A 26,588-nucleotide genomic window follows, 5' to 3' on the forward strand; every position below is an offset into this window, starting at 1 on the left:
TAACCAAGCCTGTTTGCCGCTGTTGAGGCGCAGGTAGCTGTAGCCAAGCCCCAGATAAAATGCGCCTGATAGAAAGACCTTGATAAAAAGACCCTGATAAAAAAAGCGCCCTGTTGGGCGCTTTGATGTTTGTTACTGCAAAACCGCTTACAGCAGGCCGCGGCTTTTCAGCAGTGGCTCGATGCTGGCTTCTTTACCGCGGAATTCACGGTACAGCAGCATGGGGTCTTCACTTCCACCCTGAGACAATACAGTCGCGCGAAACGCCTTGGCGGTGTCCTGGTTAAAAATGCCTTTTTCGCGGAAGGCCTCGAAGGCATCGGCGCCGAGGATATCGGCCCAGATGTAGCCATAGTAACCGGCCGAGTAGCCACCGGAGAAGATGTGGCTGAAGTAGGTTGAGCGGTAGCGCGGCGTGATCTCATCAATCAGGCCCATTTTCTTGAGGCTCGCGGCCTCAAACGCGGCGGCGTCCTGCAGTTCGCTGCTCTCAAGGGTGTGCCAGTCAAGGTCAAGCTTGGTGGCGGCAAGGTATTCAACCGTGGCAAAGCCCTGATTGAACTTGCTGGCGGCCTGGATTTTCTTCACCAGTTCATCGGGAATGACTTCGCCGGTTTTGTAGTGCTTGGCAAACTGCGACAGCACTTCGGGCTGGGTCATCCAGTTTTCGGTTACCTGGGATGGGAACTCCACGTAATCGCGGGGCACTGAGGTGCCGGACTGAGCTTCGTACTCAACGTTTGACAGCATGCCGTGCAGGGCATGGCCGAATTCGTGGAACAGGGTGCTGGCTTCATCGAAGGTCAGCAGTGAAGGCTCAGTCGCGGTTGGGCGCGGGTAGTTGAGCACGTTTACGATAATCGGCACTACCCGCTCATCACCCAGACCGCTCTGTGAGCGATAGGCGTTCATCCAGGCGCCGCCACGCTTGGAGTCGCGTACGTAGTAGTCGCCCATAAAGATGGCCAGCAGCTTGCCGTCTTTATCGAACACTTCCCAGGTACGCACATCTTCATGGTACTTGGGCAGATCGTTGCGTTCTTTAAAACTCAGGCCAAACAAGCGGTTGGCGGTGTAGAACACGCCTTCGATGGTGGCATCGAGAGAAAAGTAAGGGCGGGTGTCCTGCTCGTTAAAGCTGTACTTGGCGACGCGGATTTTATCGGCGTAGTAATCCCAGTCCCAGGGGGCGAGCTTGAAGTTGCCGCCTTCGGCATCAATCAACTTTTGCATCTCGGCTACTTCAGCTTTGGCCTGATTGATGGCCGCAGGCCATACCTTGTCCAGCAGCGCATAGACGTTGTCAGGATTTTTGGCGGTGTTTTCTTCCAGCACATAGTGGGCGTGGGTTTTGTAGCCTAAAAGCTTGGCACGTTCGGCGCGCAGCGCGGCAATCTCGGCCAGGATCTTTTTGTTGTCGTGGGCATCGTTGTGATTGCCACGCTCAACATAGGCGGTGTACAGCTGCTGGCGCAGTTCGCGGTTGTCGGCGTAGGTTAAAAATGGGGTGATGGAAGGGCGCGAGGTGGTAAACACCCATTTGCCTTCCTTGCCACGGGCCTTGGCGGTGGCTGCGGCCACATCGATAACGCTCTGGGGCAGGCCTGACAAATCTGCTTTGTTTTCAACAACCAGCTCAAAACCATTGGTTTCGGCCAGCACGTTATCGCCAAACTCCAGATTCAGCTTGCCGATTTTTTCATTCAGTTCACGCAGCTTGGCCTTGCCTGCCTCATCGAGGTTGGCGCCGCCGCGGCTGAAGGCCTTGTAGGTGTCTTCCAAAAGGCGGCTTTGGGCGGTATTCAGCCCCAGGCTATCACGCTGGTCGTATACCGCTTTGACTTTGGCAAACAGTTTGTCATTCAGGAAAATATCGTCACGGGCAGAAGAGAGCATGGGCGATACTTCCTTGGAAATCGCCTGCAGGCCCGCCGTGGTGTCCGCTGAGGTCAGGTTGTAGAACACTGATGAAACGCGGCTTAACAGCTTGCCGCTTTGCTCCATGGCTTCGATGGTGTTGGCGAACGAAGGGGCGTCAGGATTGTCGATAATCGCCTGAATTTCGGCCTTCTGACGCTTGATGCCTTCCTGATAGGCAGGCAGATAGTGGGCTTCTTCGATTTTGTCGAACGCCGGAATGTCCTGATAGGTGTTGTAAGGCGCAAAGAAGGGGTTTGTGGCAGCAACCGGCGTTTGCTCTGGGGCCGGGGTGGCAGCAGCTGAGGTTTCCATCGCCGCAGTGGGAGCGGCGTTGGCGGTATCGGCGCTCTTGTTGTCTTCATTGCCGCAGGCGCTCAGTCCCAGCGCCAGGGTCATGGCGACGACGAGCGGTTTGAGGGTTTGTCCCTTCATGGTTCGTTTCCTGTATCGAGTGTGTGGAAGATGGCGGCTTAATGTATGTTTGAATTCTGCGCCCGGGCAGCAATGATAGTGCCCGGTGGCGGCCGCCATCCGGCATGAGCCCCTTGTGTAACATGTCAGCTACAGAGCGCCAAGGCTCTTGGCGAATTTGTTGTAACAAAGCATGAGTAAATGGTTATTTCCTGCGCCTTGGGTGTGGCACACTGGATAAACTGCGCCGTTTGGGGCTAACCCCGGGCAGCCGCTGTTTACGAAAAAAGCGAGTTAAATCTCGAAAGCGCCAATCCAAAAAAATCAAAACAGAAACGCAAAAAGCCAAAAATCAAAAACCAAAAATTAAAAACAACAAACGCCGATAACGAACATGAAAAAAATAACATCTGCCCGTTTTAGCCAGCGCTGCCTGTCTGCCCTTATTCCGCTGTTGATAGCCACGTCCGGCTCGGCCGCCCAGGCTGCTGCGCCAGCCCCCTCCGCCGAGGCGCAAAAAGTCGCCGGGTACGCAGCGGCGCATTTCCAGCAGGCCCAAATCGATACCCTGAAGACCCTGGTCAGCTACGACACCCGCGCCCGTGAGGGCCTGACGCCGGAGACCGACCCTGTATTTGCCGACTTTAAGCGAGCGCTTGGGGTAAAAGCCCGGATGCTGGGGCTTGATGTAGAAGACTGGGGCTATGTGATGCTGATAAGCCTGTCGCCAAAGGGCGCCTCTGCCAGTACCAAAAAGGTGGGGGTGATCACCCATGGCGATGTGCAGCCCGCCGACCCCAGCCTGTGGCCCCAAAGCCCCTACGAACTGACCGAAACCGCCGATGGCAAACTCGTTGGCCGCGGCGCCGAGGATGACAAGGGCCCGATTGTCACCGCGCTTTACGCCATGAAAGCCATCAAAGACAGCGGCATAGTGCTTAAGCGGCGCATCGAACTGCTGGTCTATATGGCCGAAGAGTCGGACTGGGATCCCTTGAAAGCGTTTTTAAAAACTCACCAGAGCGCCGATATCAACATCACCCTGGATGCTGAATACCCGGTGGTGACGGGCGAGAAGGGCTGGAGCCAAATCAAGCTGAGCTTGCCCCGGGTAATGGCGAAAGTTGCCGCCGATACACCGGTGTTAACCCATTTCAGCGGTGGCAGTTTTGCCAGCCAAATTCCGCAGCAGGCCAGGGCGGTGATTCAAAACTCCAATCCCGCGCTGGTGGCAGCCCTCAAAGCCCGCGCCGAAACCTTGCCTATCAAAACGGACTTTATCGACGAGCCTCTGGGGCTGGCAATTCTGGCCACAGGCAAGGCGGCGCATTCATCCACACCGGAGGACGGTATCAATGCAGTGGCCTATCTGGCTGAGCTTTTGTCGCCCAGCGCCGATGGCAGCATTCCTGACTGGCCCATGACGACTGCGGCTTCCACGGTGGATTTTTTACATTCGCTGGTGGGTACCGGCCTTTATGGCGACAAATTTGGCAAGCTTGGCTACAGCGATGAGTTTATGGGGCCTATGACGCTGGCACCGACCCTTATTACTGAAACAAAAGCGGGCGCCGAAGTGACTCTCAATCTGCGCCGCCCCGTGGGGCGTACCCCCGAAGAGCTGGATAAGCTTGCCATGGAGGCCATTCATGCCTGGCAGGACGCCAGAGGCACTCAGGTGGCTGATATCGAGACTTACTGGGGCACACCCATGTTGGTTAAGGATGCGCCCCATCTTGAGACCCTGCTTGGTGTGTATGGCCATTACACCCACACAGCTGACCCAAAGCCCATTGCCATTGGCGGCTCGACCAATGCCAAGTTGTTCCCCAATGCCTTAAGTTTTGGTCCGGCCATGCCCGGCGTGGAATACACGGGCCACAGCGAAAATGAATTTATTACCAGGGCGCAGCTTAAGCTGAACCTGGAAATGTACACAGCCGCGCTGGTAGAACTGGCGATGCGCGACTAATACAGCCCGCCGGGTTTCAGGAAACAAAAAAGCGCCTTTAAGGCGCTTTTTTTACTCTAGGTGCGAATTAACGCGCTTTGGCAAGCGTGTTTTAACGCCCGTCAGTAACCCAGGGTTTCACTGGCGCTTTGGCGCGGATCCGAGGCGCCATAAATACCGTCCTCAGTGACCACTATCGACTGGGTCGATCCCATGGCATGTTTCACCTTTACCTTGTGGCCCATGGACTCCAGCAGACGGCGGGTATCCAGGTTCAGGCTGCGCTCGGTGCGGATTTCATCAGGATACCACTGGTGATGAACCCGGGGCGCAATGCTGGCCTCGGCAATGTTCAAATCGTAATCCACCACGTTCATGATGATTTGCAGCACGGTATTGATGATGCGCGAGCCGCCGGGGCTGCCGGTAACGATAAAGGGCTTGCCGTCTTTCATCACTATGGTGGGGCTCATGGATGACAGCGGCCGTTTTTGCGGCTCCACCGCATTGGCATCACCGCCAAGCAGGCCATAACCGTTGGGGCTGCCGGGTTTGGCGGCAAAGTCGTCCATTTCGTTATTGAGCAGGATGCCGGTGCCCTTGGCCACCATGCCGGAGCCGTAGCTGAAGTTGAGGGTATAGGTGTTGGATACCGCATTGCCCCACTTATCGACCACCGAATAGTGGGTGGTTTGGTCGCTCTCGTAGGGCGTCAGCTTGCCGGGCTTGATGTCGTCCGATGGTGTGGCCTTGTTGGCAGCTATGGTCTTGGCAATGGCATCGCCATAGGCCTTGCTGGTCAGGGCCTTAACCGGCACGGTCACAAAGTCCGGGTCGCCCAGATACTCACTGCGATCGGCGTAGGCTCGCTTCATGGTTTCGGCCATAAAGTGAATGCTTTGGGCGCTGTTGTGGCCAAGCTCGCCCATGGGGAAGTGCTCGAGCACATTGAGCATTTGAATGATATGGATACCGCCGGAACTTGGCGGTGGCATGGAGACCACTTCAAGGCCGCGATAGCTGCCGCGAACAGGCTCACGCTCCATCACTTTATAGGCTTTGAGGTCGTCCAGGGTCATGATGCCGCCGGCTTCCTGCACCGCGGCGACCAGCTTCTCGGCGGTTTCGCCTTCATAAAAACCCTTACTGCCAGCTTTGCTGACGCGGCGCAGGCTTTCGGCCAAATCTTTTTGCACCAGACGCTGGCCAACGCTTAAGTTTTTGCCATCGTTGGGGTAAAAAATCTCGGCTGACGTTGGCCACTTGGCTATCCAGCCATGCAGCCCGGCGAGTGAGCTTGCCAGCTCAGCGGTGACTTCGACCCCATCTTCGGCAAGCAAAATCGCCGGCGCTATCACCTCAGACAGGGTCATGGTGCCGTATTTTTCCAGCGCCAGCTCCATCCCCATCACAGTGCCGGGTACACCTACGGCAAGACCGTGGCTGCGGCTCAGTTCATCTACCGCGTTACCGGCCTCATCGAGGAACATGTCGCGCTTTGAGGCATTGGGAGCCGTTTCACGATAGTCGATGGCGATGGTTTTGTTGTCTTTGGCCAGATGCACCAGCATAAAACCGCCGCCGCCGAGATTACCGGCTCGGGGCAGGGTAACCGCCAGCGCAAAGCCCACGGCCACGGCGGCATCCACGGCGTTGCCGCCTTTTTTGAGAATGTCCACGCCGATGCGGGTGGCCAACGCTTCCTGACTTGAAACCATGCCGTATTTGCCGAAAATCGGTTGGGCGGTGGCCATTTCACTGAAAATGGCGCTGTCATCCTGCAATGGCTTGGTTGGCAGCTTGGCGTCGGCCGTGAAAGTGGCGCCAAAGGGTAGGGCGATGGCAAGGGCGAGAGTCAGCCCCTTTAAGGTAAAGGCACCGGGCCGTGGTTTCATGATCTTTCCCCCAGAACGTATTTTTGTTGTGTATTTTTTACATTTTATAAAGTGGTCACTGTGCCTGCTGCGTTGTGGCTTTGCAATGGTTTTGATGCATTTAGCCGCGCCAATGCCTTTGCAGTTAATTGCCAAAGGCGAGCCATAGGCCAACAAAAACCATTAAACTGCCCGCTATCCGGTTAAGCAAGGTTAAGTTGTCGCCTCGGCTTAACAGTGCCTTGAGGCTCTTGCCGCCACCGGCGTACAGCAACAAACAGCTGAACTCGGTGATAAGAATAATGGACAGCAGTGCCAGCAACTGCGGCGCCATTGGCCGCTCAACATTAATAAAAGGTGGCAGCAGCGACACCATAAAGGCCCAGCCTTTTGGATTGGCAACCGCGGTTAAAAAACCCTGACTGATAAGCGCCATCGGATGTGGGCTCGGGCCGGGTTCACTTGTTAGGGCAAACTTGCCGCGGGAGCGCCACAGATTAATGCCAAGGTACACCAGATAAGCGCCGCCGACGTATTTAAGCGCGGCAAACAGCGATGGGTAGTTGAGCATAATGGCGGCAACACCGAGCACCGCCGCCAGCGCCACCAGCCCCACACCGACCAGCTCCCCCGCCATCATCCACAGGCTTTTACGCACCCCTATGCTCATACCAAGGGTCATGGCCAGGGTCATACACATACCCGGGGTGATGGAGACAAATAAAAAGGTGGGAATAAACACCGCAAGCAGCGCGAAATCAGGCATTTTTTATCGATTCTATATTCAGCAAAGTACGAAGGACTGAGCAGTGTAAATCATCCCCGGCGCGAAGAACAAGGGGCGACGCTCGCCAAAATAAAAGGTCGCCAATTGGCGACCTTGGGTGGAGACAGGAGATGTAGCTTATATCGTTTGAGTAATGGTTAGTTTAAATTTTTCAATTGGTTATTGGGTTTCCTTTTAGCTGCTTGCCCATGCTTGATGAGCTGTTTTCGATGCATCTGCAGCTGTTGCTCTCACAGGCATCGAGCGCTTTGGCTTGTTCGTCAGTTGGATACTCACTCCTCCAAGTGGCATTCGTTTCAAGGGCATTCATCTCAAATGGCATTCATCTCAAGGGCATTCATCCAGAGGCCCTGTTATTGCGACACAATCCGCTTGTGGGTCAGACCCTGATGACAATCGACACAGGTTTCACCGCGCTCGGCAATGCGCTCATGATTGAGCCGCGCACGCTGAGGCTGTTTGGCCAAATCGAAATTGTCGCCCTGGTGGCAATGACGACAGCTCTGGGAATCATTGTTTTTAAAGGTTTCCCAAACACTCTCGGCCATGGCCGGACGCAGCGATTCAAAGTTCTCCTTGGTTACTGTGCCCACCATCATGTGGTAGATGTCCTTGGTGGCGACGATTTTCACCTTCATTTTGTCGATAAAGGTGTGCGGCACATGGCAGTCGGCACAGGTGGCGGGAATGGTTTGGCCATCGCCGTAATGGGCGGAGGCCTGGTATTCCTGGACTATGGTGTCCATTTTCAGGTGACAGCTGAAACAGAACTCGTTGCGGTTGGACAGCACCATCATTCCCTGAAATGATGCCCCCGCCGCGACCAGCACGAAGACCCCGATGGGGACCCCCAATGCCAGCGGTCGTCTCAGCCAGCGCCACAGGCGCTGCACCCGAGTGGGTTTTCCCTGTTCACTCACGAGGAAATCCTCCCTGTGAAGAAGGGGCGGGCTGCCGCCCCTTCAGGCCTTATTTACTCTCGCCCAAATAACGGGCTTTAAAGGCTTTTTGGGCCTCGAGACGGGCTTTCTTCAGCTCTTCCGGCTCATTGCCGGTAAACCAGGCGTGTTCAGGGCGGGACAGGATCTCATCCAGCACCTTGCGGGCGCGCTCGGCGCCATCCTTGTTGCCGGCGTGCTCGGCCTTTTCGACAACTTCGAGGTACTGAGGCACCATTTCGACGTAGAAGCGTTCGGCCACTTCAAACATGCCGTGCCACTGGGCGTAGTCCGGTGCCTGCATGGCGGCGCCGTGACGGGCGCGGCGACCCTCGTGGTGCCACAGGTAGAACCAGGTCCACTCGATTTCTTCATCGAAACCTGTGTCTGTGAGCATGCCTTCGGCCTTGAGCGTCGCCATCAGCTTCTTACCGGGAGAGGCAAACTTGTCGTTATACAGGTTCACCAGCGAGTCAAACTGCTGATAGAAGCTGTCGACCATCGACTTGGTGTGGCAGGCCTGACACACGTCCATCATGTCCTGACGGCGCTCTTCCCATGGCTTAACCTGTTTGCCCTTGGCTTTGGCGGCGGCATCGACCTTTTCAGACACTGCAGGGCGCAAGGTCCAGCTGATCCTATCGCCAACATCGTGGGTAACAGGCTGCTCGCGGGTGGCAGACATATGGCAAGTGGCACAGGTAGGCGCGGCGTCGTAGTCTTCACCCACGATCCACTTGGCGGATTCGAGGTTCATCCGGTCGACGTTGGCATAGAAGTTAATGCCGTGCTTGGACTCGTCATAGACTTCTTTTTGGGGATGATCCGGGCCAAGGTGGCATTTGCCGCAGGCTTCCGGGCGACGGGCCTGCACCATGGAGAACTCGTGACGCTGGTGGCAGGCACTGCAGGCGCCGATGGAGCCATCGGGGTTAATCCGGCCAATACCTGTGTTGGGCCAGGTGGTGGGATCCAGATCGCCGTTTTCCAGCACCTTGACTTCGGAGCCGTGGCATTGCCAGCAACCATTCACGGCGGCCGGGGATTTGCCATTGAAGGTCATGGCGCCTTCAACCACTTCGGCAAGATAGTTATCCAGTGAGCCCATGATTTTACCAGCATCGGCGTGGTGGCTCTTGGTGAACTCTTCGACTTCCTGATTGTGGCACTGGCTACAGTCTTTGGGCGACACGATAACTGCAATGCTGAAACCTTCGTGCTTGATGGCATCTTTATCCGAAGGGTCGGCCTTGTGGCACTCGTAGCAGCCAACATTGGCGCCATAGTGTTTGGAGCGGCCCCACTGGGCATAAAGGGAAGGGTTTTTTTCTTTGTGACATCCTGCGCACTGGGCGCTTTCATCACTGAGGGTTTTGAAGGGTTTGAGCACCAGCGCCTTGGGTTCGGCCTGACTGGCGGGGGACAGACTGAGGCTTAGCGCGGCTATCGCCGGCACGAGCAGCGACAGGCACCGTCGCAGGTTTCGCGAATAATCCATATACAGTTCCTCAAATGCATTCCTGTTAACTCACTGTTTTATTTATATCTTGCTAATACATTGCTAACTCTGTGTGGCAGCAATGTTGACAATGTAAACCTGCAAAAAAATTGCATCTTGATTTAAATCAATGCGGACTGGATGAGAGGGTGAGCGCGATCACAAAAGGGTGATTATTTATGCGCACTCGCATGGAATGCGGAAAACTTTGCGCCAGCGTCGGTATTGGGCTGCACTGTGATGTCAGGCGCCATAGTCTGTGCCGAAAAGGATTTGCCCGAGGCTTGATAAGGTTCAGATTTTAAAAGGGTAATCTGAATTTAGGCCGTGGCCGCTAGTCTGCAAAAGCCGCGAATTAAGCAGGAAAAGCCGTGCCCTGAACAGAGCGAAACTGAATTGGGCTGAGCTGAAAGGACTTAACAGCACTGGGCTTAATTGAGCAGAGCAGGGCTGAACAAACGCCATCAACCAAGGGCTGCACAGGCATTCGCGGTACAGAAAAGGTGGCAAAGAATACGGCAGCAGAGAAATAAAAAACCGCCGCAGATGCGACGGTTTTCACCTCAGCAGTATTGACTGCCGTCAGCAGGGATTAGCCTGCAGGGCTTAGAGCACGCCGCGGCGGACCTGATCGCGCTCGATAGACTCGAACAGGGCCTTAAAGTTACCTTCACCGAAGCCTAAGTTGTTCTTACGCTGGATGATTTCGATAAAGATAGGGCCAAACAGGTTTTTGGTGAAAATCTGCAGCAAATAGCCAGACTCATCGCCGTCCACCAGAATTTGGTGGTGCTTAATGCGCTCTCTGTCTTCAGTGACCTGGGGCAGCTTTTCAAAGATGGTGTCGTAGTATTCAGGGATGATGTCAAGCGTGGCAATGGACGAGCCTTCCATTGCATCCAGCGACGCCACGATATCGCGGCTGCGGAATGCCAGGTGCTGTACGCCCGGACCATTGTATTCACGCAGGTATTCGTCAATCTGGTTACGATCGTCGCCTTTACCTTCGTTGATGGGGATACAGAAGCTGCCGTCAGGTGAGCGCAGTGCGTAAGAAATCAGTGCAGTCTGCGAGCCCTTGATGTCGAAGTAGCGCACTTCGGTAAAACCAAACACGTCTTTGTAGAAGTTTGACCACTGCTCCATGGTGCCCTTGTAGACGTTGTTGGTCAGGTGGTCGACTTCCATAAAGCCTTTTTCCTGAACAATCACAGGCTCATCCAAATCGACAAAGTCGGTGGCGTAAATGTTGTCATCGCCAAAACGGTCGATGAAGTAAATCAGGCTGTCACCAATGCCGTAAATGGCTGGGTAGGGCAGATCTTTCACTTCATCCGGGGCGGCCTTGGCGCCACGCTCAACCGCGTGCTTATAGGCGTACTCGGCATCTTCCACGCGCCAGCCCATAGAGGTGATGGCCGGGCCGTGAGACTTGGCAAAACCGGCCGAGAAACCGGCGCGGTCTCGGTTCATCAAAAAGTTGATGTCGTTTTGCTGGTAATAGTAGATGTCCTTTTCCTTGTGCTTTTTCAGCATGGAAAAACCAAAGTCCAGAAACACCTTGTGCATGAAATCGTTATCGGGCGTTGCAAACTCGGTAAATTCGATGCCGAGCAGGCCCAGTGGATTGGTTTCGCTTGCCATTGTCTTGTCCTCTTTCAATGGATTGCTGCCTGGAATTGTTCTGATTAGTCTTCGAGCCAGGAGCGGTTGTAATCGGGTGCCATGCAGTTTTTCACGTGTTCGGTCAGCTGCAGTGGCGCAAAGGTGTCTACCATCACAGCGTACTCGTAGGTGTCCTTCTTACCGATGGACGCCTCGGTGCGGCCAGGCTGCGGGCCGTGGGCCACGCCTTTCTGGTGCAGGGTGATGTAACCGGCCTCAATGCCGGTGCGGCTCATAAAATCACCGTCGACGTAATAGAGCACTTCGTCGCTGTCGATGTTGTTATGGTAGTACGGGGCCGGAATTGCCTGCGGGTGGAAATCATAGGGGCGCGGCACAAAGTTGCAGATAACGAAGTTTCTGGCCACAAACAGCAGGTGATCCGACGGCGGCAGGTGGATTTTGCCCACCTTGGGCGCGTATTCGGTGATGTTGAAAGCCCAGGGATACACAAAACCGTCCCAGCCCACCAAATCAAAGGGGTGCCACTCGAGCTGCGTTAGCTGATACTTATCGCCAAACTTGCACACCAGCGGGAAGTTTCCGCGCTCAACCACGGCGTCCTTAAGCTCGGGCACGCGGATATCGCGCTCGCAGTAAGGGGCAGATTCCAGCAGCTGACCGTATTCGTTACGGAAATGCTTGGGGATCTCCACCATGGTGAAAGATTCAATCACGAACAGGCGTACATTGCTGTAATCGTTGAACTTGAGCTGATAGGTAGTGCCGCGCGGTATAACCAGATAGTCCCACTTTTTCACTTCAAGCTCGCCATATTCCGACAGCAGCACGCCGTCGCCTTCATGGACAAACACCACTTCATCGGCATAGGCGTTGCGGTAAAACTCGTCGGTATCGGCGGTTACCTTGGCGGTATAGAGCGCCACGTCTGAGTTAAAGAAAATCTTGTTGCGGGCAGAGAAGAAATTGCCTTCGCCATCGGCCAGACGTGAGTCCAGCTTATAGTTCTGTACCAGTGAATCGACCCAGGTGTCGCCGTGGGTCAGTGACATTGGGGCCACTTCCAGCGCCTTGGTGGGCATATTGTGGTGGTACTTGTTGGAATAGATGTTCGAAAACCCGTGGGTAGAGAACAGCTCTTCGCGGTAAAGCTCTCCATTTTCCTTGGCAAACGCGATATGGCGCTTGTGCGGGATCTGACCTTGCTTCACATAAAATGGCATTTGTTTTTATCCTCTGTTGGGCTCGCAGTGGCCCATTTACCCGCCGAATTGGCGCTATATGTGATCTGGGTATCAATTTAGTTGCCGACTTGTGCAAAAAAAAGAATAATTAATCGGTAATCACCATCTAAAAATTAGATGGTAAATCTGGCGTTACGCTTTTGTTCATTGTCTGACCCGGGAGAGGGCCGATGCGCATCGATGTGGATGCCTTTAAGGTATTGGAAGTACTGGTGGAAGAGGGCAGCTTTGCCAAGGCGGCGGAGCGGCTGCACAAGGCCCAGTCGGCGGTGAGTTACCAGATTAAAAAGCTTGAGCAGCACCTGGGCGTGAGCCTGTTATCCCGCGAGCAGTACCGCGCCGAGCTGACCGCCGAGGGGCGGGTGATTTTGGCCGAAGGCCAGCGGCTGTTATCCCACCTTGCCAATATCGAGCATCTTGCGAGCCGATTCAGTGAAGGCTGGGAGCCCAAGCTTGAGCTGGTGATTGATGGCGCCTTGCCGATGGAGCCGATTATGACGGCATTAAAGCGCATGGCAGAGCATCAAATTCCCACCAAAATTCAGCTTAATATGGAGTTTCTTGGCGGGGTGCAGCACAGGTTTGAGCGCGACAATGCCGACTTGATGCTGGTTAAAGACTATCGCACCGGCCCCTATTATTACGCCAAACCCCTGCCAGCTATCACCAGCGTGTTGCTGGCGGCGCCCCATCACCCGCTGGCGGGCCGTAAAGCGCTCACCCTTACCGAGCTGCAGCAACACGTAGAGCTGACCATCGAAGACTCATCGCCGGTGAAAACTTACCGTGACGAGCTGCAGTTTGGTGGCGACAAAGTCTTTTATCTATCTGGTTTTATTATGAAAAAGAATGCGCTGTTAAAAGGCCTGGGTTTTGGTTGGATGCCAGACTTTTTGGTGCGTGATGAGCTTAAAGCGGGACTGCTTACTGAAATTGATTTTGTTGGCGGCTGCCGTTACACCTTCGTGCCGCAGTTGGTGTCGACCCTCGAGCGCCCGCTGGGCCGCGCCGGCAGGCTGTTTACCGAGCTGATTTTGGAAGAATTTGCCAAAGAGCCCATGGGGATCCCCGAAGGCCTGGGTTAACAGTTTGCAACGGCTGCATACACAGTTGTTTACATTTCCTCGCTGACAGGTGACATATTATGTCGTATGGTGAGCCACATCAGTCAAACGTCATATGGGGAAATGGATGATGAGACGTTGTCACGAAGTGGACTATGAAATTCGCGGCGAAAGCATGCAGCTGGTGGAAGTGGAGCTGGATCCCGGTGAAACCGTGATTGCCGAGGCCGGCGCCATGACCTACATGGAAGAGGGCATTCAGTTTGAGGCACGCATGGGCGATGGCTCGCAGCCTGAGTCCGGCTTTTTCGGTGCCCTGATGGGCGCCGGCAAGCGTATGCTCACCGGTGAGAGCCTGTTTATGACCCACTTTACCAACCAGGGGCACGGCAAGCGTCGGGTGGCGTTTTCAGCGCCATACCCAGGTACCTTGCTGGCGCTGGATATGGCCGAGCTTGGCGGTGAGCTTATTCTGCAAAAAGACAGCTTTCTGGCAGCCGCCCTTGGCACCCAAATCACCATGACCTTTAACAAGCGCCTGGGGACCGGTTTCTTTGGCGGTGAAGGCTTTATCATGCAAAAGCTCAAAGGCGATGGCATGGCCTTTGTGCACGCCGGTGGCACCCTTATCAAGAAGGAACTCAGGGGGGAGACACTGCGGGTGGATACCGGTTGTTTGGTGGGCTTTACCCCCGGCATCGATTACGACATTCAGCGCGCAGGCTCGCTTAAATCCATGGTGTTTGGCGGTGAAGGTCTGTTTCTGGCCACGCTGCAAGGTCATGGCACCGTATGGCTGCAAAGCCTGCCGTTTTCGCGCATGGCTGACCGCATTATTGCCCATGCGCCCTCGGCCGGTGGTTCCAGCCGTGGTGAAGGTTCGGTGCTTGGCGGTCTTGGCCGCATGCTGGATGGTGATTGATACGCTGGAGCGCAGAAATAAAAAGGGAGCCGGATGGCTCCCTTTTTACGTTGGCGTGATAGGCAAGCTATCGATATTACTCGTTGATAATATCGATAATTTTGCGGGTTTTATCGTGGATCTTAAACAGCGAATCATCGATGCGGATGGTCACAGCGCCATCGATACCGATTGGGCCCACCCGCACGCCACGGTCATAGATGTCCAGATCCAGAATATCGCCGCGGCTATACTTTTTCTGCCAGCCGGGAGGCAGTGGCTCGCCCTTGGCAACCTTCTTTTGCAGCCCTGGAGGCAAGTCCTTTCCATCTGAGCGGTACTCATTGTAGGACTTATCTTTATGATCCTTGTGCTCTTTATGGTCCTTGTCATTTTTGGCCATCGCACCTGTGCTGAGTGCTGTCGCCAGCATCAAAAACATCCATTTGTTTTTCATCGGGACTCTCCTGAACCTCAATTGAGGGACTGATTAAAGGGATTCACCAGCCATCTGGTGGATTAGCTGCCAGTGAACCTCGTCCACCGGCTGTATGCTCAGCCGCGACCCTTTTTGTACCAACAGCATATCGGCAAGCCCAGGGTGGGCCTTGATGGCGCTTAAGGTAACGGGTTTGGCGAAGCGCTTGATAAAGCGAATATCCCGCTGCAGCCAGCGGGGCGACTCGGGTGTGGATTTGGGGTCGTAATAGGGCGACTCGGGGTCCCAGGCGCTGGCATCGGGATAGGTTTCACCGGCGACTTCGGCAATGCCGACAACCGCCGGCACCTTGCAGCTGGAGTGGTAGAAAAATACCCTGTCGCCAATTTGCATTGCATCTCGCAGAAAGTTGCGGGCCTGATAGTTGCGAATGCCATTCCAGCCTTCGGTTTGATTCGGTCTGGCAGCCAAATCATCGATGCTGAACTCATCGGGCTCGGACTTCATCAGCCAATAATTCATCAAAAATCTCGTCGCTTTTTTACTTAAACTCCCAGTTTACGGCGGCTTTGGGCAACGGCAAGGTTTTTTATTCCGTTCAGCCAATGTTCAGTCCTTTTAGCCGATGCTGACGCTGGTACGAATTATGCCTGCTTTAGGGAAGGTGCGAATAAGTCCCGTGCTTGCTCTGCGTGAGTTTACAGCGGATAGATGCAAGGCACAGTTCGCAGCGAATGGCCCTAGTCCTTCGCAAGAACTGTAACGCAGCAGATACCACTGTAAGCCACGCCCTGCGGGGCTTTGGTAGCAACACCATTTTGGCGTTTTGCAGCTTCAGCTGGACGGCGGGGCGCCCAGCCATGCCCTCAGTTGAAAGCCTTGAACTGCCGCTGCTATCAAAGCCAGAGCTGTGCGAGGACTTGTTAGCACCTTCCTTAGATTGAGCGGATAACACTGTTGACCGGAGGTATGTATGAGACTCGAATTCAACAGCAATGGTTTTGGTCTGTATCGACCTTTTCTATCCTGGCTGGCAGCCGGAGAACACGAACTGTCCGGCGCCGATGCCAGCGCCTTTCTGTCGGCCCTGCGGGCCTCTTCCCTTGAACTGGTGGGTTTTGACTGGAAAGACTGGTATGAGCGCACTCATCTGGTCGACAACCCGACCTACCTTGAAACGGCGAGCTTGCACGACTGCCGGGTGATTTTGAGCGCTATGCTGAGGCTTGAGCGATTCAGCCCCGGAGTTGTGGAAAATCTGCGCCGCCAGGGCGTACTCTGTGCCCTGATGGCGCGTTTGGATGCCCTGTGGCAGCTTGAGTCGGCCCACGCCTGAACGCATCGCGCTTAAAGATGTTGGCAAAGCCGACCGGCTTCGCCGCTTTTGGGCGATTGCCTGACAAGTCAGGCAATCGCTTACTCGCAAACCTTTATTCGGCAACGAACGGCAGCGGGCGCGGGGTGGCGTGGTTACTTGGCGGCAGAATGGGCATCTCGATTTTTGGCTGCTCACCGGTCAGAGCGCGCAGGAAGGCAACCATCTGGCGGGTTTCGTCCTTGCTGAGTGCCTGCCCAAGCTGAATATCGGCCATGGTGTTCACAGCTTCCTCCAAGGTCCAGACACTGCCGTCATGGAAGTAGGGGTAGGTGAGCTCGATGTTGCGCAGCGTAGGCACCTTGAATACGTGCTTATCGGTATCTTTGCCGGTGACCGCCTTGCGCCCTTCTGCCGGGTTATTGGTGTGGAATGGCTTGATTAGCCCCATCTTCATATACATGGTGCCACCAACCGCCGGGCCCTGATGGCAACTGATGCAGCCTTTGCTCTGGAACAGCGCATAGCCTGCTTTGGTATCGGCATCGATGGCGTCCTTATCGCCACGCAGGTAGTTATCAAATGGGCTGTTGGGGGTGACCAGGGTCTTTTCAAACTCGGCAATGGCGTCTGTGATGCGGTCAATATTAACCTTGTCATCGCCATAGGCCTGCTTGAAGCGGGCGCGGTACTCAGGCATGGAGGCGACGGTATCCACCGCCAGCTCATGGGTAAAGCCCATTTCGCCGGGGTTGGCGATAGGGCCGCCTGCCTGCTCTTTCAAATCCTTGGCGCGGCCATCCCAAAACTGCGCCAGACCATATTCTGCATTCAGCACAGTTGGGGCATTGATGGGGCCCTGGTGCCAGTTGTGGCCGATGGAGGTGGGCAGGGCATCGACGCCGCCCATGGACAGGTTGTGGCAGGAGTTGCAGGAAATAAACCCTGACATCGACAACCTGGGCTCGAAATAGAGCATTTTGCCAAGCTCGACTTTCTCAGGTGCGCTGATAACAGGCGGGTCAATCGGACTGATAAGTGAACTGCCTTCTGCGGGGGCATTGCTGGCGGATGCCGCGACCGACAGGGAAAGCGGTAAGGCGAGCAGCGCGAGGGACAAGGGCGATAATTTCATGTGACACTCCTTAATATCCATATTTTTACTGTGGTATTTGTGGTGAGCGTAAATGAAAGTATCTCTTCAATAAAAACAATAAATTACGATTGCCTCTATCGTATATTTGGATGCTTGAACTGTGATCTGCTCGCTGTTATTTCGGCTCGAATGCTGGCAGTAATAAGGTGTTGTCATTTAGGCCTTTTGCTTGCAAACGATAAAAGCGTTCAGGAAGGGGCTCTGGCTGTCACAATTGGCGGAAAAAAGCTTGCTATACTCAACCCAAAGACTGGCTTTCTGAGCGTCATCCACCATGTTTACCCCCCGGCGACGAGCCTTTTCCATGCTGATCCTTGCTGGCTGCATTGCAAGCCAGGGCTGGGTGTATGCCGAAACGGTTCGCCTCACTTCACTGCACTGGCCTCCTTATTCGGGTAAGAGTCTGCCTGCAGAGGGGGCGTCCATCGCCGTTGCCAAAGCGGCATTTGCCGCCATGGGGCATCAGCTTGAGGTGGATTTTTACCCCTGGAGCCGCGCGGTCAAATTGGCCAATCAGAACAACACGCCCTACGTGGGTTACTTCCCCGAGTATTACTACGACACCGTGGAGTTTGTGTTTTCCCTGCCAATGGGCATGAGTCCCCTTGGCCTGGTAGAGCAGCGCAAATACCCCATAAGCTGGGTATCGGTAAAGGATTTACGCGCGTACCGACTTGGGGTGGTGCAGGATTATGTGAATACCGAGGAGCTGGATAGGGCCATCGCCGACGATTTGCAGCCAGCCGAGGTGGTGACCTCAGATGAATACAACATCAAGAAGGTGGCGGCGGGCAGAATAGATGCAGCTGTGATTGATGTGTACGTGATGCGTTTTTTGCTGCGTCAGCCCAAGCTTGACTCCCTTGCCGACAAGGTACAGCTCAACAGCCAGCTGCTGGCCAATAAGAATCTGTATGTCGCGTTCAAGAATACCCCGGAGGGAAGACGCTGGCAGGCCATCTTCAACGAAGGCCTGCAGCGGATTGATGTGGCAGAGATAATGGCAGATCATCTGCCGGAAGAACTGGATTAGCGCTCGCTGCCTGGGCGCTTATGCGCGGGTAACCACGGTACGGCCAATGGGTGTCAGGCTCAAAAGCGCAAGCTTAAGGTGCTGAATACCAAATGGAATACCTATGATGGTGACAAAGCACGCCAGCGCATGGGTGATGTGACCTATAGCCAGCCAAATGCCAAACAGTAAGAACCAGATAATATTGCCCACCATGCCCATAGGGCCGGTACCAAAATCTTCCAGTCCGGTCAGCTCTCTGCGGGAAACATGATCCTGTCCAAATGGCCAGAATGCCAGTTCACCAATCACGAAGCAGGCGCGGCCAAAGGGAATGCCGATAATGCTGATAAAGCACAGAATGCCGGCAAGCCACCAGGCAAGGCCCATCACGAAGCCACCCAGAATAAACCAGGCGATGTTAAAGATGAGTCGTAAAACGCCCATAAAGTCTCCTTGTTACACGTCGTTATGTCTTTTTATAAGCAAAACCAAGGCCAAAATTTATATTCATTTAATTCAATAGGATATGTCGGGTGTGACTTAGGAGAATCGTCCATGGCACGCTAAAGTGGTGAATTTCACCATGGATTGCAGCTGCCTGAGAACCTGAGAAAGGGTACACTGCGCCATCAGTAACCTGTGTCATGAATGAGTGTATGAGCATCCCAAGCCCGGTCGAACGGATTTCGTTTTTTGGACGCCCGCTGTGGCTTAAGCGGGATGACCTTTTGCCTGAGCCTTTCAGTGGCAACAAAGCACGTAAGTTTGCATCGCTCAGAACTGGTGATTTCCCCGCTGTAACCACCCTGATTGGCTATGGCTCGCCCCAGTCCAATTCGCTGTTTTCCCTGGCGGCGCTGGCCCATGAAAGGGGCTGGCAACTCGAGTTTTATGTCAGCCACATTGCCCAGGCCATCGATGCCAGCCCCGGCAGCAACTATGGCGGTGCCCTTAGCTTTGGTGCCAGGGTGTTACCGGTTCCTGTCGAGGGTATGTCTGCCAGAGACTACATCGAAACAGTGCGCCTGAAGGCAGCGGATGGTGCGCAGTGCCTGTATGTGCCCGAGGGCGGGCGCTGCGCTTTGGCAAGGGAAGGGGTGAGACACCTCGGCCAGGAGATTTGCGTCTGGGCTCATGGGCAACAGATAGAGGCGCTGCGGGTGTTTCTCCCTTCAGGCTCTGGCACCACCGCACTGTATTTGAGTGAATATTTTATCGAAGCTGCGCCTCAAATTAGGGTGTATACCTGCCCGGTTGTTGGCGATGAGGCTTACCTTAGTGCCCAGTTCAGAGAGCTTATTGCTGATAGTTCACTGCATCCGCAGGTGGCTGGCGGCAAACATCATTACGCCGGGCTTAAGCTCAGCGAGCTTGAAATGTGGGGGCAGATGTTGGCGCAGGGCACTGAATTTGAGCTGCTGTACGACCCATTCGGCTTGCAGGTGTTGAAGACGCTGATGCAGGACGATGCGACGTGTGCTGACCAGCGTGCGCCTTGGCTTTATCTGCATCAGGGCGGGCTCAGGGGCAATGTGTCCATGGCGGCCAGGTACAGGCGCAAGTATCCGCAGTGGTTTGAAAAAAATAAGGCCTGGGCCGGAAAATACCTGTGAAATTGTATTTCCTGCTCAGGCTGTCGGTGAAATGGAACGGAAAAATGAGAGGATTGAGACGTTCCAGTTTCGGCAGTTTACTTGTTGGTGCTCAGCAGCCACTTCATAAACTTCAGCGCTTCGGTGCGCTTTGAGAAGGTTCGCCGGTTCTTACCGTGTTTATCGGTGAAGGCGATAGAGGTTTTGTTGAGTGAAATCGAGTTTACCGGGAATGCCACGCTGATTTCATGGCCATCCAATTTGTATGACATAAGCCACACTCCTTATCTGTTTATGTCGCCTGAATGGGGCGAATCAATTCTAACTATAAAATATCCTTAGCAATTGTTTGCAAAAGACGGTTGTGAGGACCATCGAGACTAACGGATTGCTTTATGGATTTCAAGTTAGCAGCGAACGATTGTGTTAATAGATAAAACAATACGTCCGCTGGTATGCCTTGCATTTGAGCAGCCTTGAGTGACAGTCCCATGACAGCATTGAGAAACTTCTGTGATCGCGGCACTTTTATACGGCATTGCTGAGTGTTTATCAGCTTAACCTGATTGAAAACATGCTCTTACAAGGATGTTAAAACCCGTTGTTGGTGATAATATTTAGTCTGTTTATTTCACAGACTGGAATTTCCCGATGAACAGGACAAGGTGGTCTTGGTTATTTTTGCTGCTGCTTGCCGCGCCCCAGGTGTTTGCCAACAGTACGCTGACCGTAGTGCAGGCGCTGGATAAGTCCAGCGAGCAAACCAGTGTCGAGGCGGACGTCGATGAGCGCTACCCCTATCGGGACGAGCTGGAGCGGGATACTCCCCGCGGCGCCCTGCAGGGCTTTTTGAAATCGGCCTGGGATCAGGACTATCAGCGGGCCGCCCGTTATCTGGATATGCGCTTTCTGCCCGATGGCATGACCGAGGCCAAGGCTCCCAGATATGCTCAGGATCTGCAGGCGATTATCGACCGCAACCTGTGGATTGACCTCGATACCGTCAACGACACCCCCGAAGGCAACAGCGCCGACAATCTGCCATCTTATCGCGACATGTTCGCCCGTATTAAGGTGGCCGATTACGATGCCATTCTCTATTTACAGCGGGTGCCAGACCCTACCATCGGTGCCGTGTGGAAGGTGTCCAACGCCACGGTTTCGCAAATCCCCGTGCTGTATGAAAAGCTCGGTTATGGCCCCTGGATTGAGTGGTTTATCGCGCACATTCCCGAAGGCCGGCTATTTATGCTTAACCTGTGGGAGTGGGCTTTTGTTCTTGCCTTTTTAACCGCGTCGCTGCTGCTGGTGATCCCGGTAACCTGGGTTGCCCGCTGGCTGCTGCTGCGCACCAACTGGCAGCATAAAGAAGAAGTTGGCCATATCATCACCGGACCGCTGCGATTCTTTTTGGCAATTTTGGTCAACAAGCTGGCGCTGATGCAAACCACCTTGCCGGTACTGACCAAGGAGCTGCTGGATTCAGGACTGTTTTTGATGCTCACCCTGGTTTGGCTGATTTGGGCGCTGCTTGGGTTGGTGCAAAGCCTGCTGCGGGCGCGCTGGGTGGCTAATGGCAATAAGCAGGCGGCATCTCTGCTGCGGCCGCTGACCAACTTTGTACGTATTCTGATGTTGATGCTGGCGCTGCTGGTGTGGCTGCAGCACCTTGGCTTTAACGTTGGCGCTATCCTTGCCGGTATGGGGATTGGCGGCATTGCCATTGCGCTGGCTTCCAAGCAGTCGATTGAGAACTTTATCGGCACTGTGACCCTGTATTCTTCGGCGCCGCTCAAGGTGGGGAACCTGTGTAAGCTTGGTTCACTGCGCGGCACCGTGGAGGAAATAGGCTTAAGGTGCACCCGCATTCGAACCCTGGACCGCTCGGTTATTCATATTCCCAACGCCAAGCTTGCTGAAATGGAGATTGAAAATATCTCCGAGCGTGAAAAAATCCGTTTTAAAACCGATATTCGCCTCGACTACGATACCAGCGCCGAGCAGATAAAGCTTATCACTGAGGATATCAAGGCCTTGCTGGAGGCCCACGAGAAAATCAATGAAAAGCCACTGCGGGTAACCTTCAAAGGCTTTGGTCTGCATGGCTTGGAAGTGAACGTATTTGCTTATGTGGGCAGTACCAGTTTACCGACCTATCAGCAGGTGGCCCATGAGCTGAACTTAGGCATTATGGAAATTGTTGCCAGGCACGGCTCCAAAGTGGTCCCCGCGATGGCGCCGGTCGCGCCCTGACAGATAACAAGCACATGTAAACGCAGCCGTTTATGGTTAAAAAAGGTCGCCCTGGGCGACCTTTTTTAACCTGGTGATTCGCTGGTTGACGCTTTGCTATCTAACTCTTTGCTAATGAACTATTTGCTATCTAACTCTTTGCTACCGAACTGAGCTGTTGGCCACTGGAGCGGCTGCTGCATGAGTCACTTAGCCGGTTTCATTTTCCCTTGGACCAATGCATCTGAAACTAAATTCATAGCGCATAAAAACCGACCCAGGCCACGCAGAGCCGTTTAGTTGCCGTCAGCGCGGAGTCCACTCCAGCCACTTGTCGTCAGCTTCGCTGTAAAGCGGGAATACAGCGCCGTCAGCCAGGCGGTTTTGCACCGTGGTCTTTACCTCGGTCGCCAGACCAATGCCGCCGGCGAGTATGGTTTCCAGAGAGCCAGTTTGTACCTTGGCGCCGGAGAAGAGTCCAAACTCAATGTTTACTCCGGACAAGTCAAAGAACACGCTGCTGCGGTTCACCAGATGACGGTAGGGCTCATCAATGTGGGCGTACAGTTCTACTTTGCTGCCATCTGTGCTTAAGGCGTAGCCATCCACGGCGCCAACGGCAATGCCGCGATAGAAAATCTGGCTGCCAACTTTTACTGAGCCCAGCGTAGGACGCTCAAGCGTCAGTTTCAGCGCATCTGCAGCGACGGCGGCGTAATGGTCGAGCATTTCGCTGGTAGTGAATTTATTGCTGCGGCTCGCGGCTTTACCCGGATGCACCGAAATAAATGCGCCGGTTAACACGGCTTCAGGGGCTTTGATCCCCTGCAATGAAATTTCGGCATCCTGGACCACATACACCGAATCTGCGCGGGTGAAACTGTCGGCATACTTGCCATACAGATACGCATGGGCACTGAGGACCTCCAAACTGTCGCCAAGACGCACCTCGGTGACTTCACCGACCTGATGTCCCTGATAACGGATGGCAGCGTCGGCACTCACTCTGGCACTGGCTGGCAGTATCAGCTCGATGGGATAAGCCTCTGCCAGGGCCAGAGCTTCACTGGCGTACAAGTGGCCGGGACTGGTGACCTTACCTTCTTTTACCAGCGACAGGCCGATGCCGCCACTGAGGAGTCCTGGCAGGGAAGCCACGTCCAGCTTAAGGCCTTTCAGGCTGGCATCCACCGACACGGCGCTGTGCTTCCAGTAGAGGGTGTTGGCGCCAATCAGGCTGGCAAAGGGTTTGTCGATGGCGAGGCTGATGTTGAAAGCATCGTCGCTGGCTTGCCAGTTCACCCTGGTGACTTCACCAATCTGCATTTTTTTGTAATAAACAGGGCTGCCACTCTCAAGGCCATGGGCCTCGGCGGCGCTCAGGGTAACAGCAAGACGCTCGGCGATGGTTTTGCTTGCTTGCAGTGCATCGGTCGATGGATACAGCGCAAGCTCGGCGCCATTTTTATGGGCTGCGCCTGTGCCTTTAATCAGCCGCAGCGCGCCTTTAAGCAGGGTAGAGGTGTCGCCAACGGCGAGTTTTACCCCTTTCAGGGAGGCGTCGACACTGAAGGCCGATTCGGGCACCAGATAGCTGCCTTCGGTCAGCAAGCGTTTGAACTCTGGCTGAATTTCGGCGCTGTATACCACAGAGCCAAAGTCATCGGCGAGTTTCACTGACGTGATTTGACCAATGGGCAGGTTACGGTAGCGAATTTCGGCGCCTTGCTGGGCGTCGCTGCGCTCACTTCTGACGGTAAAGCGCGCCTTTTCAGCAAACATGAAGTCGGGTGCGGCGCTTTCCAGCGGATAGCTGTCCTGCGGCTTACCTTCACCTGGCAGCATGGCAATTACATCACCTGTAATAAGTCGCGAAGCGTGTTTGATACCACTGAAGGAGACGTCAGCGCCCTCACGCCAGAAGCGGCTGTCGCTGCCAAGCAGATGGCCCTGATCATGATTGATAAACACGCTGATGCGCACACCTGCGTCGGTGAGTTCGGTTTTCACCACTTTACCGATTTCCAGGCCGCGATAGAGCACGGCTGTGCCTGCTGCGAGGCCATCGGCGTTATCGGCAAGCAAGGTGAGGGTAGTGCCACCGAGGGCATCGGTTTCACTGCTGTGCAGCACAAAACTGTCGCCGTGGGCTGCGCTCTCGCCGCTGTCAGAGGTGCTGAAGCTGATGCCACCGGCAAGCAGGGAGGCCAGGCTTTCGCTCTCGACTTTAATGCCCGATAAGGACGCATCTATGCTAAGGCCAGAGACATTCCAGAAGCGGCTGTCTTTCTTTACCAGATGGGCATATTGCTGCTGAATAAAGGCGCCGATAAGGATGCGCTGATTGCCTTCGAGGCGGTAGCTCACCACGTTACCTACGGGGATTTGACGAAAATACAAGGTTGAACCGACATCCAGCGAACCCAGCTTATCTGTGCTCAGCTCCACCAGAATGCCTTCGTTACCTGGCGCCAGTGGCGGCGCTTCACGCAGGGCTTCAAAGCTGGTGGCACTGTCGCCTTTGCCGGGCTGCACCGCAATATAGTTGCCGGAGAAGAGCGCATCCAGCCCCGACACCCCGGTGATGGATGCCTTGGGGGAGACCAGCCAAAACTGAGTATCTTCGCGCAGGTATGGGCCGGAGCGGTAGTCCATCATCACGGTTACATTCACGCCGGTCAGATCTTCGTCCATGGCGATATCGGTCACTTTACCCACGGTAAGGCCCTGATATTTAACCAGGGTTTTACCCACATCTATACCGGAGGCGCTGGGGAAATGGATAAGGATCTCCACCCCCGACTCGCGAATGCTTTTAATCCCAAGCCAGGCGGCGAGGGCCATGGCCACGAGGGGAAGGAGCCAGACCGGCGAAAAGAGCTTCTTCTTTACCACCTTTGGGGCTTCAATGTTTGTCATTTTTAACTTCCAGTCGATCCCAGAGTAAACGAGTGTCCAATACCTTGGCGGCAAGCTGGGTCAGCAAGATAACCAGGGCAAATGCGGTGGCGGCGGGGGCGGGCTTGGCATCCAGCAATTGCCCCATATTCACCAGTGCCACCGTCAATGAAATCACAAAAAGGTCGAGCATGGACCAGCGTCCAATCCACTCAATAATATGAAACCCTGCCATCAGTTTGCGTTTGGAAACCGGCAAGTCAAAGCTAATGGCGGTGAGATAGGTTGCCAGGCCGACAATCTTAAGCCAGGGCACCAGAATACTGGCGGTAAACACGATAATGGCGATGGGCAGCATGTCGGAGTGCACCAGATGCTTGATGCCACTGAAAATCGTATCGTGGGTTACCCGGCCTTGGTTCACCAGGGTGGTGATGGGGTAGACATTGGCCGGAATAAGCAAAATGGCGGCCGTGATCAGCAGCGCCCAACTTTTTTGTACGCTGGTGTAGTCCCTGGCGCTGTTGTCGGCGCCGCAGCGGCGGCACTTGGGGGCACGGATGGGGTTGGTTTCACGGCAAACCCGGCACTGACACAGGCCGATTTGCTTGCCGGTGGTCTCGTGGCCTACGCTCATTTTAAATGGCTCCACATGTGCTCAATGTTGTACTCCCGCTGTAAAAACAGAGTGACCAGAAACAGCATGGTAAAGCAGAAGGTGCCTACGCCAAAGTAAATGTCAGAAAAATCAGATAATTGAAACGCCGAGACTAAGAAACTGATAACGTAGATTTCCAGCATGGTCAGCTGGCTGAAAAGCCCATGGCGCCGTAAAAGCCAGGCGTAGGCACGTTTTTGCCAGGGGCGTTGCAAGCCGGATTTCACCAGCAAAATTTGGCCTAAAATCGACAGCAGCAGCAACCCGGGACCAATCACGGCTGCGACCAGGACAGCGACACCAACCACCCAATAGCCTAAATCCATCACGGCCATCGCGCCTTCCATTACCGTGGCAGTTCGGACCGAGCCTAAAAAGTGCAGTTCGAGCACAGGGAACAAATTGGCGGGCACAAACAGGGCGAGGGCGGAAAGGCACAGGGCAAGCATGCCATTCACTGAACAGTATGGCGTGTCGTACAGGGCCGTATGGCAACGGGGGCACAGGGCCCGCACCCCGCTTGGCAGGGCACGGCGCCGGACCGCCAGGTCGCAGGCGCGGCAGAGGATCACCGAATTGTCGATATCGTCATGATGCATATAAGCGTGTAGCAGATCCGTTGGCTTACCGACGTGATGCCGCATTCTGCGCGGCTTTCCCATCAAATTGAGAAATGTTCAGCGTACGAGTGTATCAGATCCCGTTAAATACTTGCATCTCCGGATAAAAACTGTGACACTTCATTACTGTATAAATAAACAGTGCGAGGGCTATCATGGCGGTAATCACACAGTATGTGGTGGTCAGAGATGGGGTTGAAAAGATGACATTTACATCGAAAAAGGAGGCTGATGCCTACGACAAGATGCTGGATATCGCTGACAGCCTTATTCCTTTCATCAGTAATGCGGACTGCGGTCTGGATGAAGCGACTACCGAAAAACTGGCATTCTATTTTGCGACCAACAAAGATGATTTATCATCGCTGCTCAAGGGCGCTGCGCCGGTAAAGCCAGCAGTCCAACCCAAAAAAGCTGCTAAAAAGGCAGACGCAGAATAACAAGTTGCA

The 26,588-nt window shown here is 54.5% G+C and carries 23 protein-coding genes; 8 read left to right on the plus strand and 15 right to left on the minus strand.

The genetic code is table 11. The annotated features are described in order from the left end of the window. Positions 1–147 precede the first annotated feature (147 nt). Entirely contained in the window at positions 148–2,352 is a 2,205-nt protein-coding gene (locus tag STH12_RS06040) for a M3 family metallopeptidase (protein ID WP_126166723.1), read from the minus strand. Positions 2,353–2,725: 373 nt separating this feature from the next. Between STH12_RS06040 and STH12_RS06045 the strand changes: the two genes are divergently transcribed. After that, positions 2,726–4,303 carry a dipeptidase gene (locus STH12_RS06045; protein WP_126166724.1) on the plus strand — a complete coding sequence of 526 codons (1,578 nt, stop codon included), beginning with the start codon at positions 2,726–2,728 and terminating at the stop codon, positions 4,301–4,303. Positions 4,304–4,404: 101 nt separating this feature from the next. Here STH12_RS06045 and ggt read toward each other — a convergent pair whose 3' ends face one another. The 6 genes from ggt to STH12_RS06075 all read right to left on the minus strand — a co-directional run bounded on the left by ggt (position 4,405) and on the right by STH12_RS06075 (position 12,228). After that, positions 4,405–6,177 (minus strand): gamma-glutamyltransferase, encoded by a 1,773-nt coding sequence (gene ggt / locus STH12_RS06050; RefSeq protein WP_126166725.1) that lies wholly within the window; start codon positions 6,175–6,177, stop codon positions 4,405–4,407. A 124-nt stretch (positions 6,178–6,301) separates the two neighbouring features. Further along, complete coding sequence (locus STH12_RS06055) at positions 6,302–6,922, minus strand: LysE family translocator (protein ID WP_126166726.1); 621 nt, start codon at positions 6,920–6,922, stop codon at positions 6,302–6,304. 374 nt (positions 6,923–7,296) lie between these two features. Next, the gene (locus STH12_RS06060) at positions 7,297–7,863 is read right to left on the minus strand and encodes a NapC/NirT family cytochrome c (RefSeq protein WP_126166727.1); all 567 of its coding nucleotides are present in this window, start codon (positions 7,861–7,863) and stop codon (positions 7,297–7,299) included. Positions 7,864–7,912: 49 nt separating this feature from the next. Then, complete coding sequence (locus STH12_RS06065) at positions 7,913–9,379, minus strand: multiheme c-type cytochrome (protein ID WP_126166728.1); 1,467 nt, start codon at positions 9,377–9,379, stop codon at positions 7,913–7,915. A gap of 606 nt (positions 9,380–9,985) precedes the next feature. Next, complete coding sequence (gene hppD, locus STH12_RS06070; protein WP_126166729.1) at positions 9,986–11,023, minus strand: 4-hydroxyphenylpyruvate dioxygenase; 1,038 nt, start codon at positions 11,021–11,023, stop codon at positions 9,986–9,988. Positions 11,024–11,067: 44 nt separating this feature from the next. After that, positions 11,068–12,228 carry a homogentisate 1,2-dioxygenase gene (locus STH12_RS06075; RefSeq protein WP_126166730.1) on the minus strand — a complete coding sequence of 387 codons (1,161 nt, stop codon included), beginning with the start codon at positions 12,226–12,228 and terminating at the stop codon, positions 11,068–11,070. A 191-nt stretch (positions 12,229–12,419) separates the two neighbouring features. Between STH12_RS06075 and STH12_RS06080 the strand changes: the two genes are divergently transcribed. Together STH12_RS06080 and STH12_RS06085 are read left to right on the plus strand one after the other, a co-directional pair. Further along, positions 12,420–13,334: a LysR family transcriptional regulator gene (locus STH12_RS06080; RefSeq protein WP_126166731.1), complete on the plus strand. Its 915-nt coding sequence runs from the start codon at positions 12,420–12,422 to the stop codon at positions 13,332–13,334. A gap of 106 nt (positions 13,335–13,440) precedes the next feature. Then, positions 13,441–14,235 (plus strand): TIGR00266 family protein, encoded by a 795-nt coding sequence (locus tag STH12_RS06085; RefSeq protein ID WP_126166732.1) that lies wholly within the window; start codon positions 13,441–13,443, stop codon positions 14,233–14,235. 76 nt (positions 14,236–14,311) lie between these two features. Here STH12_RS06085 and STH12_RS06090 read toward each other — a convergent pair whose 3' ends face one another. Next, complete coding sequence (locus STH12_RS06090) at positions 14,312–14,671, minus strand: hypothetical protein (protein ID WP_126166733.1); 360 nt, start codon at positions 14,669–14,671, stop codon at positions 14,312–14,314. 33 nt (positions 14,672–14,704) lie between these two features. After that, complete coding sequence (locus STH12_RS06095) at positions 14,705–15,175, minus strand: EVE domain-containing protein (protein ID WP_126166734.1); 471 nt, start codon at positions 15,173–15,175, stop codon at positions 14,705–14,707. Positions 15,176–15,626: 451 nt separating this feature from the next. Between STH12_RS06095 and STH12_RS06100 the strand changes: the two genes are divergently transcribed. Continuing rightward, a complete protein-coding gene (locus STH12_RS06100) occupies positions 15,627–15,989 on the plus strand; it encodes a DUF6508 domain-containing protein (protein WP_126166735.1) in 363 nt (120 codons plus the stop codon). A gap of 94 nt (positions 15,990–16,083) precedes the next feature. Here the strand turns inward: STH12_RS06100 and STH12_RS06105 are convergent, their stop codons facing one another. Then, on the minus strand, positions 16,084–17,103 hold the full coding sequence (locus STH12_RS06105) for a cytochrome-c peroxidase (protein ID WP_126166736.1): 1,020 nt from the start codon (positions 17,101–17,103) through the stop codon (positions 16,084–16,086). A 325-nt stretch (positions 17,104–17,428) separates the two neighbouring features. Between STH12_RS06105 and STH12_RS06110 the strand changes: the two genes are divergently transcribed. After that, positions 17,429–18,157, plus strand: a complete 729-nt coding sequence (locus STH12_RS06110; RefSeq protein ID WP_126166737.1) for a substrate-binding periplasmic protein — start codon at positions 17,429–17,431, stop codon at positions 18,155–18,157. An 18-nt stretch (positions 18,158–18,175) separates the two neighbouring features. Here the strand turns inward: STH12_RS06110 and STH12_RS06115 are convergent, their stop codons facing one another. Further along, entirely contained in the window at positions 18,176–18,583 is a 408-nt protein-coding gene (locus tag STH12_RS06115; RefSeq protein ID WP_126166738.1) for a YccF domain-containing protein, read from the minus strand. A gap of 212 nt (positions 18,584–18,795) precedes the next feature. Between STH12_RS06115 and STH12_RS06120 the strand changes: the two genes are divergently transcribed. Then, a complete protein-coding gene (locus STH12_RS06120) occupies positions 18,796–19,752 on the plus strand; it encodes a pyridoxal-phosphate dependent enzyme (protein ID WP_126166739.1) in 957 nt (318 codons plus the stop codon). Positions 19,753–19,829: 77 nt separating this feature from the next. Here the strand turns inward: STH12_RS06120 and STH12_RS06125 are convergent, their stop codons facing one another. Continuing rightward, on the minus strand, positions 19,830–20,003 hold the full coding sequence (locus STH12_RS06125) for a hypothetical protein (RefSeq protein ID WP_126166740.1): 174 nt from the start codon (positions 20,001–20,003) through the stop codon (positions 19,830–19,832). Positions 20,004–20,382: 379 nt separating this feature from the next. On the opposite strand from STH12_RS06125, the gene STH12_RS06130 reads away from it, so the two are divergent. After that, positions 20,383–21,984, plus strand: coding sequence for a mechanosensitive ion channel family protein (locus STH12_RS06130; RefSeq protein ID WP_126166741.1), 1,602 nt, complete (start codon positions 20,383–20,385; stop codon positions 21,982–21,984). A 285-nt stretch (positions 21,985–22,269) separates the two neighbouring features. Here STH12_RS06130 and STH12_RS06135 read toward each other — a convergent pair whose 3' ends face one another. Genes STH12_RS06135 through STH12_RS06145 form a run of 3 tightly spaced genes read right to left on the minus strand, consistent with a single transcriptional unit; the run spans position 22,270 to position 26,118 of the window. Then, a complete protein-coding gene (locus STH12_RS06135) occupies positions 22,270–24,882 on the minus strand; it encodes an MlaD family protein (protein ID WP_126166742.1) in 2,613 nt (870 codons plus the stop codon). Beyond that, positions 24,869–25,498 carry a paraquat-inducible protein A gene (locus STH12_RS06140; RefSeq protein WP_126166743.1) on the minus strand — a complete coding sequence of 210 codons (630 nt, stop codon included), beginning with the start codon at positions 25,496–25,498 and terminating at the stop codon, positions 24,869–24,871. Before STH12_RS06140 ends, STH12_RS06135 begins: the two co-directional genes overlap by 14 nt. Next, entirely contained in the window at positions 25,495–26,118 is a 624-nt protein-coding gene (locus tag STH12_RS06145; protein WP_126169436.1) for a paraquat-inducible protein A, read from the minus strand. The genes STH12_RS06140 and STH12_RS06145 overlap by 4 nt, the downstream gene beginning before the upstream one ends. 176 nt (positions 26,119–26,294) lie before the next feature. Between STH12_RS06145 and STH12_RS06150 the strand changes: the two genes are divergently transcribed. Continuing rightward, positions 26,295–26,579 carry a YebG family protein gene (locus STH12_RS06150; RefSeq protein WP_126166744.1) on the plus strand — a complete coding sequence of 95 codons (285 nt, stop codon included), beginning with the start codon at positions 26,295–26,297 and terminating at the stop codon, positions 26,577–26,579. The last annotated feature ends 9 nt before the right edge of the window (positions 26,580–26,588 follow it).

The organism is Shewanella khirikhana (assembly GCF_003957745.1).
Taxonomy (GTDB): Bacteria; Pseudomonadota; Gammaproteobacteria; order Enterobacterales; family Shewanellaceae; genus Shewanella; species Shewanella khirikhana.

Excerpts from the sequence above, each read along its gene's own strand:
- STH12_RS06040 (WP_126166723.1), bottom strand. The coding sequence starts at position 2,352 with ATGAAGGGACAAACCCTCAAACCGCTCGTCGTCGCCATGACCCTGGCG.
- STH12_RS06045 (WP_126166724.1), top strand. The coding sequence starts at position 2,726 with ATGAAAAAAATAACATCTGCCCGTTTTAGCCAGCGCTGCCTGTCTGCC.
- ggt (WP_126166725.1), bottom strand. The coding sequence starts at position 6,177 with ATGAAACCACGGCCCGGTGCCTTTACCTTAAAGGGGCTGACTCTCGCC.
- STH12_RS06055 (WP_126166726.1), bottom strand. The coding sequence starts at position 6,922 with ATGCCTGATTTCGCGCTGCTTGCGGTGTTTATTCCCACCTTTTTATTT.
- STH12_RS06065 (WP_126166728.1), bottom strand. The coding sequence starts at position 9,379 with ATGGATTATTCGCGAAACCTGCGACGGTGCCTGTCGCTGCTCGTGCCG.
- hppD (WP_126166729.1), bottom strand. The coding sequence starts at position 11,023 with ATGGCAAGCGAAACCAATCCACTGGGCCTGCTCGGCATCGAATTTACC.
- STH12_RS06075 (WP_126166730.1), bottom strand. The coding sequence starts at position 12,228 with ATGCCATTTTATGTGAAGCAAGGTCAGATCCCGCACAAGCGCCATATC.
- STH12_RS06080 (WP_126166731.1), top strand. The coding sequence starts at position 12,420 with ATGCGCATCGATGTGGATGCCTTTAAGGTATTGGAAGTACTGGTGGAA.
- STH12_RS06085 (WP_126166732.1), top strand. The coding sequence starts at position 13,441 with ATGATGAGACGTTGTCACGAAGTGGACTATGAAATTCGCGGCGAAAGC.
- STH12_RS06090 (WP_126166733.1), bottom strand. The coding sequence starts at position 14,671 with ATGAAAAACAAATGGATGTTTTTGATGCTGGCGACAGCACTCAGCACA.
- STH12_RS06095 (WP_126166734.1), bottom strand. The coding sequence starts at position 15,175 with ATGAATTATTGGCTGATGAAGTCCGAGCCCGATGAGTTCAGCATCGAT.
- STH12_RS06100 (WP_126166735.1), top strand. The coding sequence starts at position 15,627 with ATGAGACTCGAATTCAACAGCAATGGTTTTGGTCTGTATCGACCTTTT.
- STH12_RS06105 (WP_126166736.1), bottom strand. The coding sequence starts at position 17,103 with ATGAAATTATCGCCCTTGTCCCTCGCGCTGCTCGCCTTACCGCTTTCC.
- STH12_RS06110 (WP_126166737.1), top strand. The coding sequence starts at position 17,429 with ATGCTGATCCTTGCTGGCTGCATTGCAAGCCAGGGCTGGGTGTATGCC.
- STH12_RS06115 (WP_126166738.1), bottom strand. The coding sequence starts at position 18,583 with ATGGGCGTTTTACGACTCATCTTTAACATCGCCTGGTTTATTCTGGGT.
- STH12_RS06120 (WP_126166739.1), top strand. The coding sequence starts at position 18,796 with ATGAGCATCCCAAGCCCGGTCGAACGGATTTCGTTTTTTGGACGCCCG.
- STH12_RS06125 (WP_126166740.1), bottom strand. The coding sequence starts at position 20,003 with ATGTCATACAAATTGGATGGCCATGAAATCAGCGTGGCATTCCCGGTA.
- STH12_RS06130 (WP_126166741.1), top strand. The coding sequence starts at position 20,383 with ATGAACAGGACAAGGTGGTCTTGGTTATTTTTGCTGCTGCTTGCCGCG.
- STH12_RS06135 (WP_126166742.1), bottom strand. The coding sequence starts at position 24,882 with ATGACAAACATTGAAGCCCCAAAGGTGGTAAAGAAGAAGCTCTTTTCG.
- STH12_RS06140 (WP_126166743.1), bottom strand. The coding sequence starts at position 25,498 with ATGAGCGTAGGCCACGAGACCACCGGCAAGCAAATCGGCCTGTGTCAG.
- STH12_RS06145 (WP_126169436.1), bottom strand. The coding sequence starts at position 26,118 with ATGCATCATGACGATATCGACAATTCGGTGATCCTCTGCCGCGCCTGC.
- STH12_RS06150 (WP_126166744.1), top strand. The coding sequence starts at position 26,295 with ATGGCGGTAATCACACAGTATGTGGTGGTCAGAGATGGGGTTGAAAAG.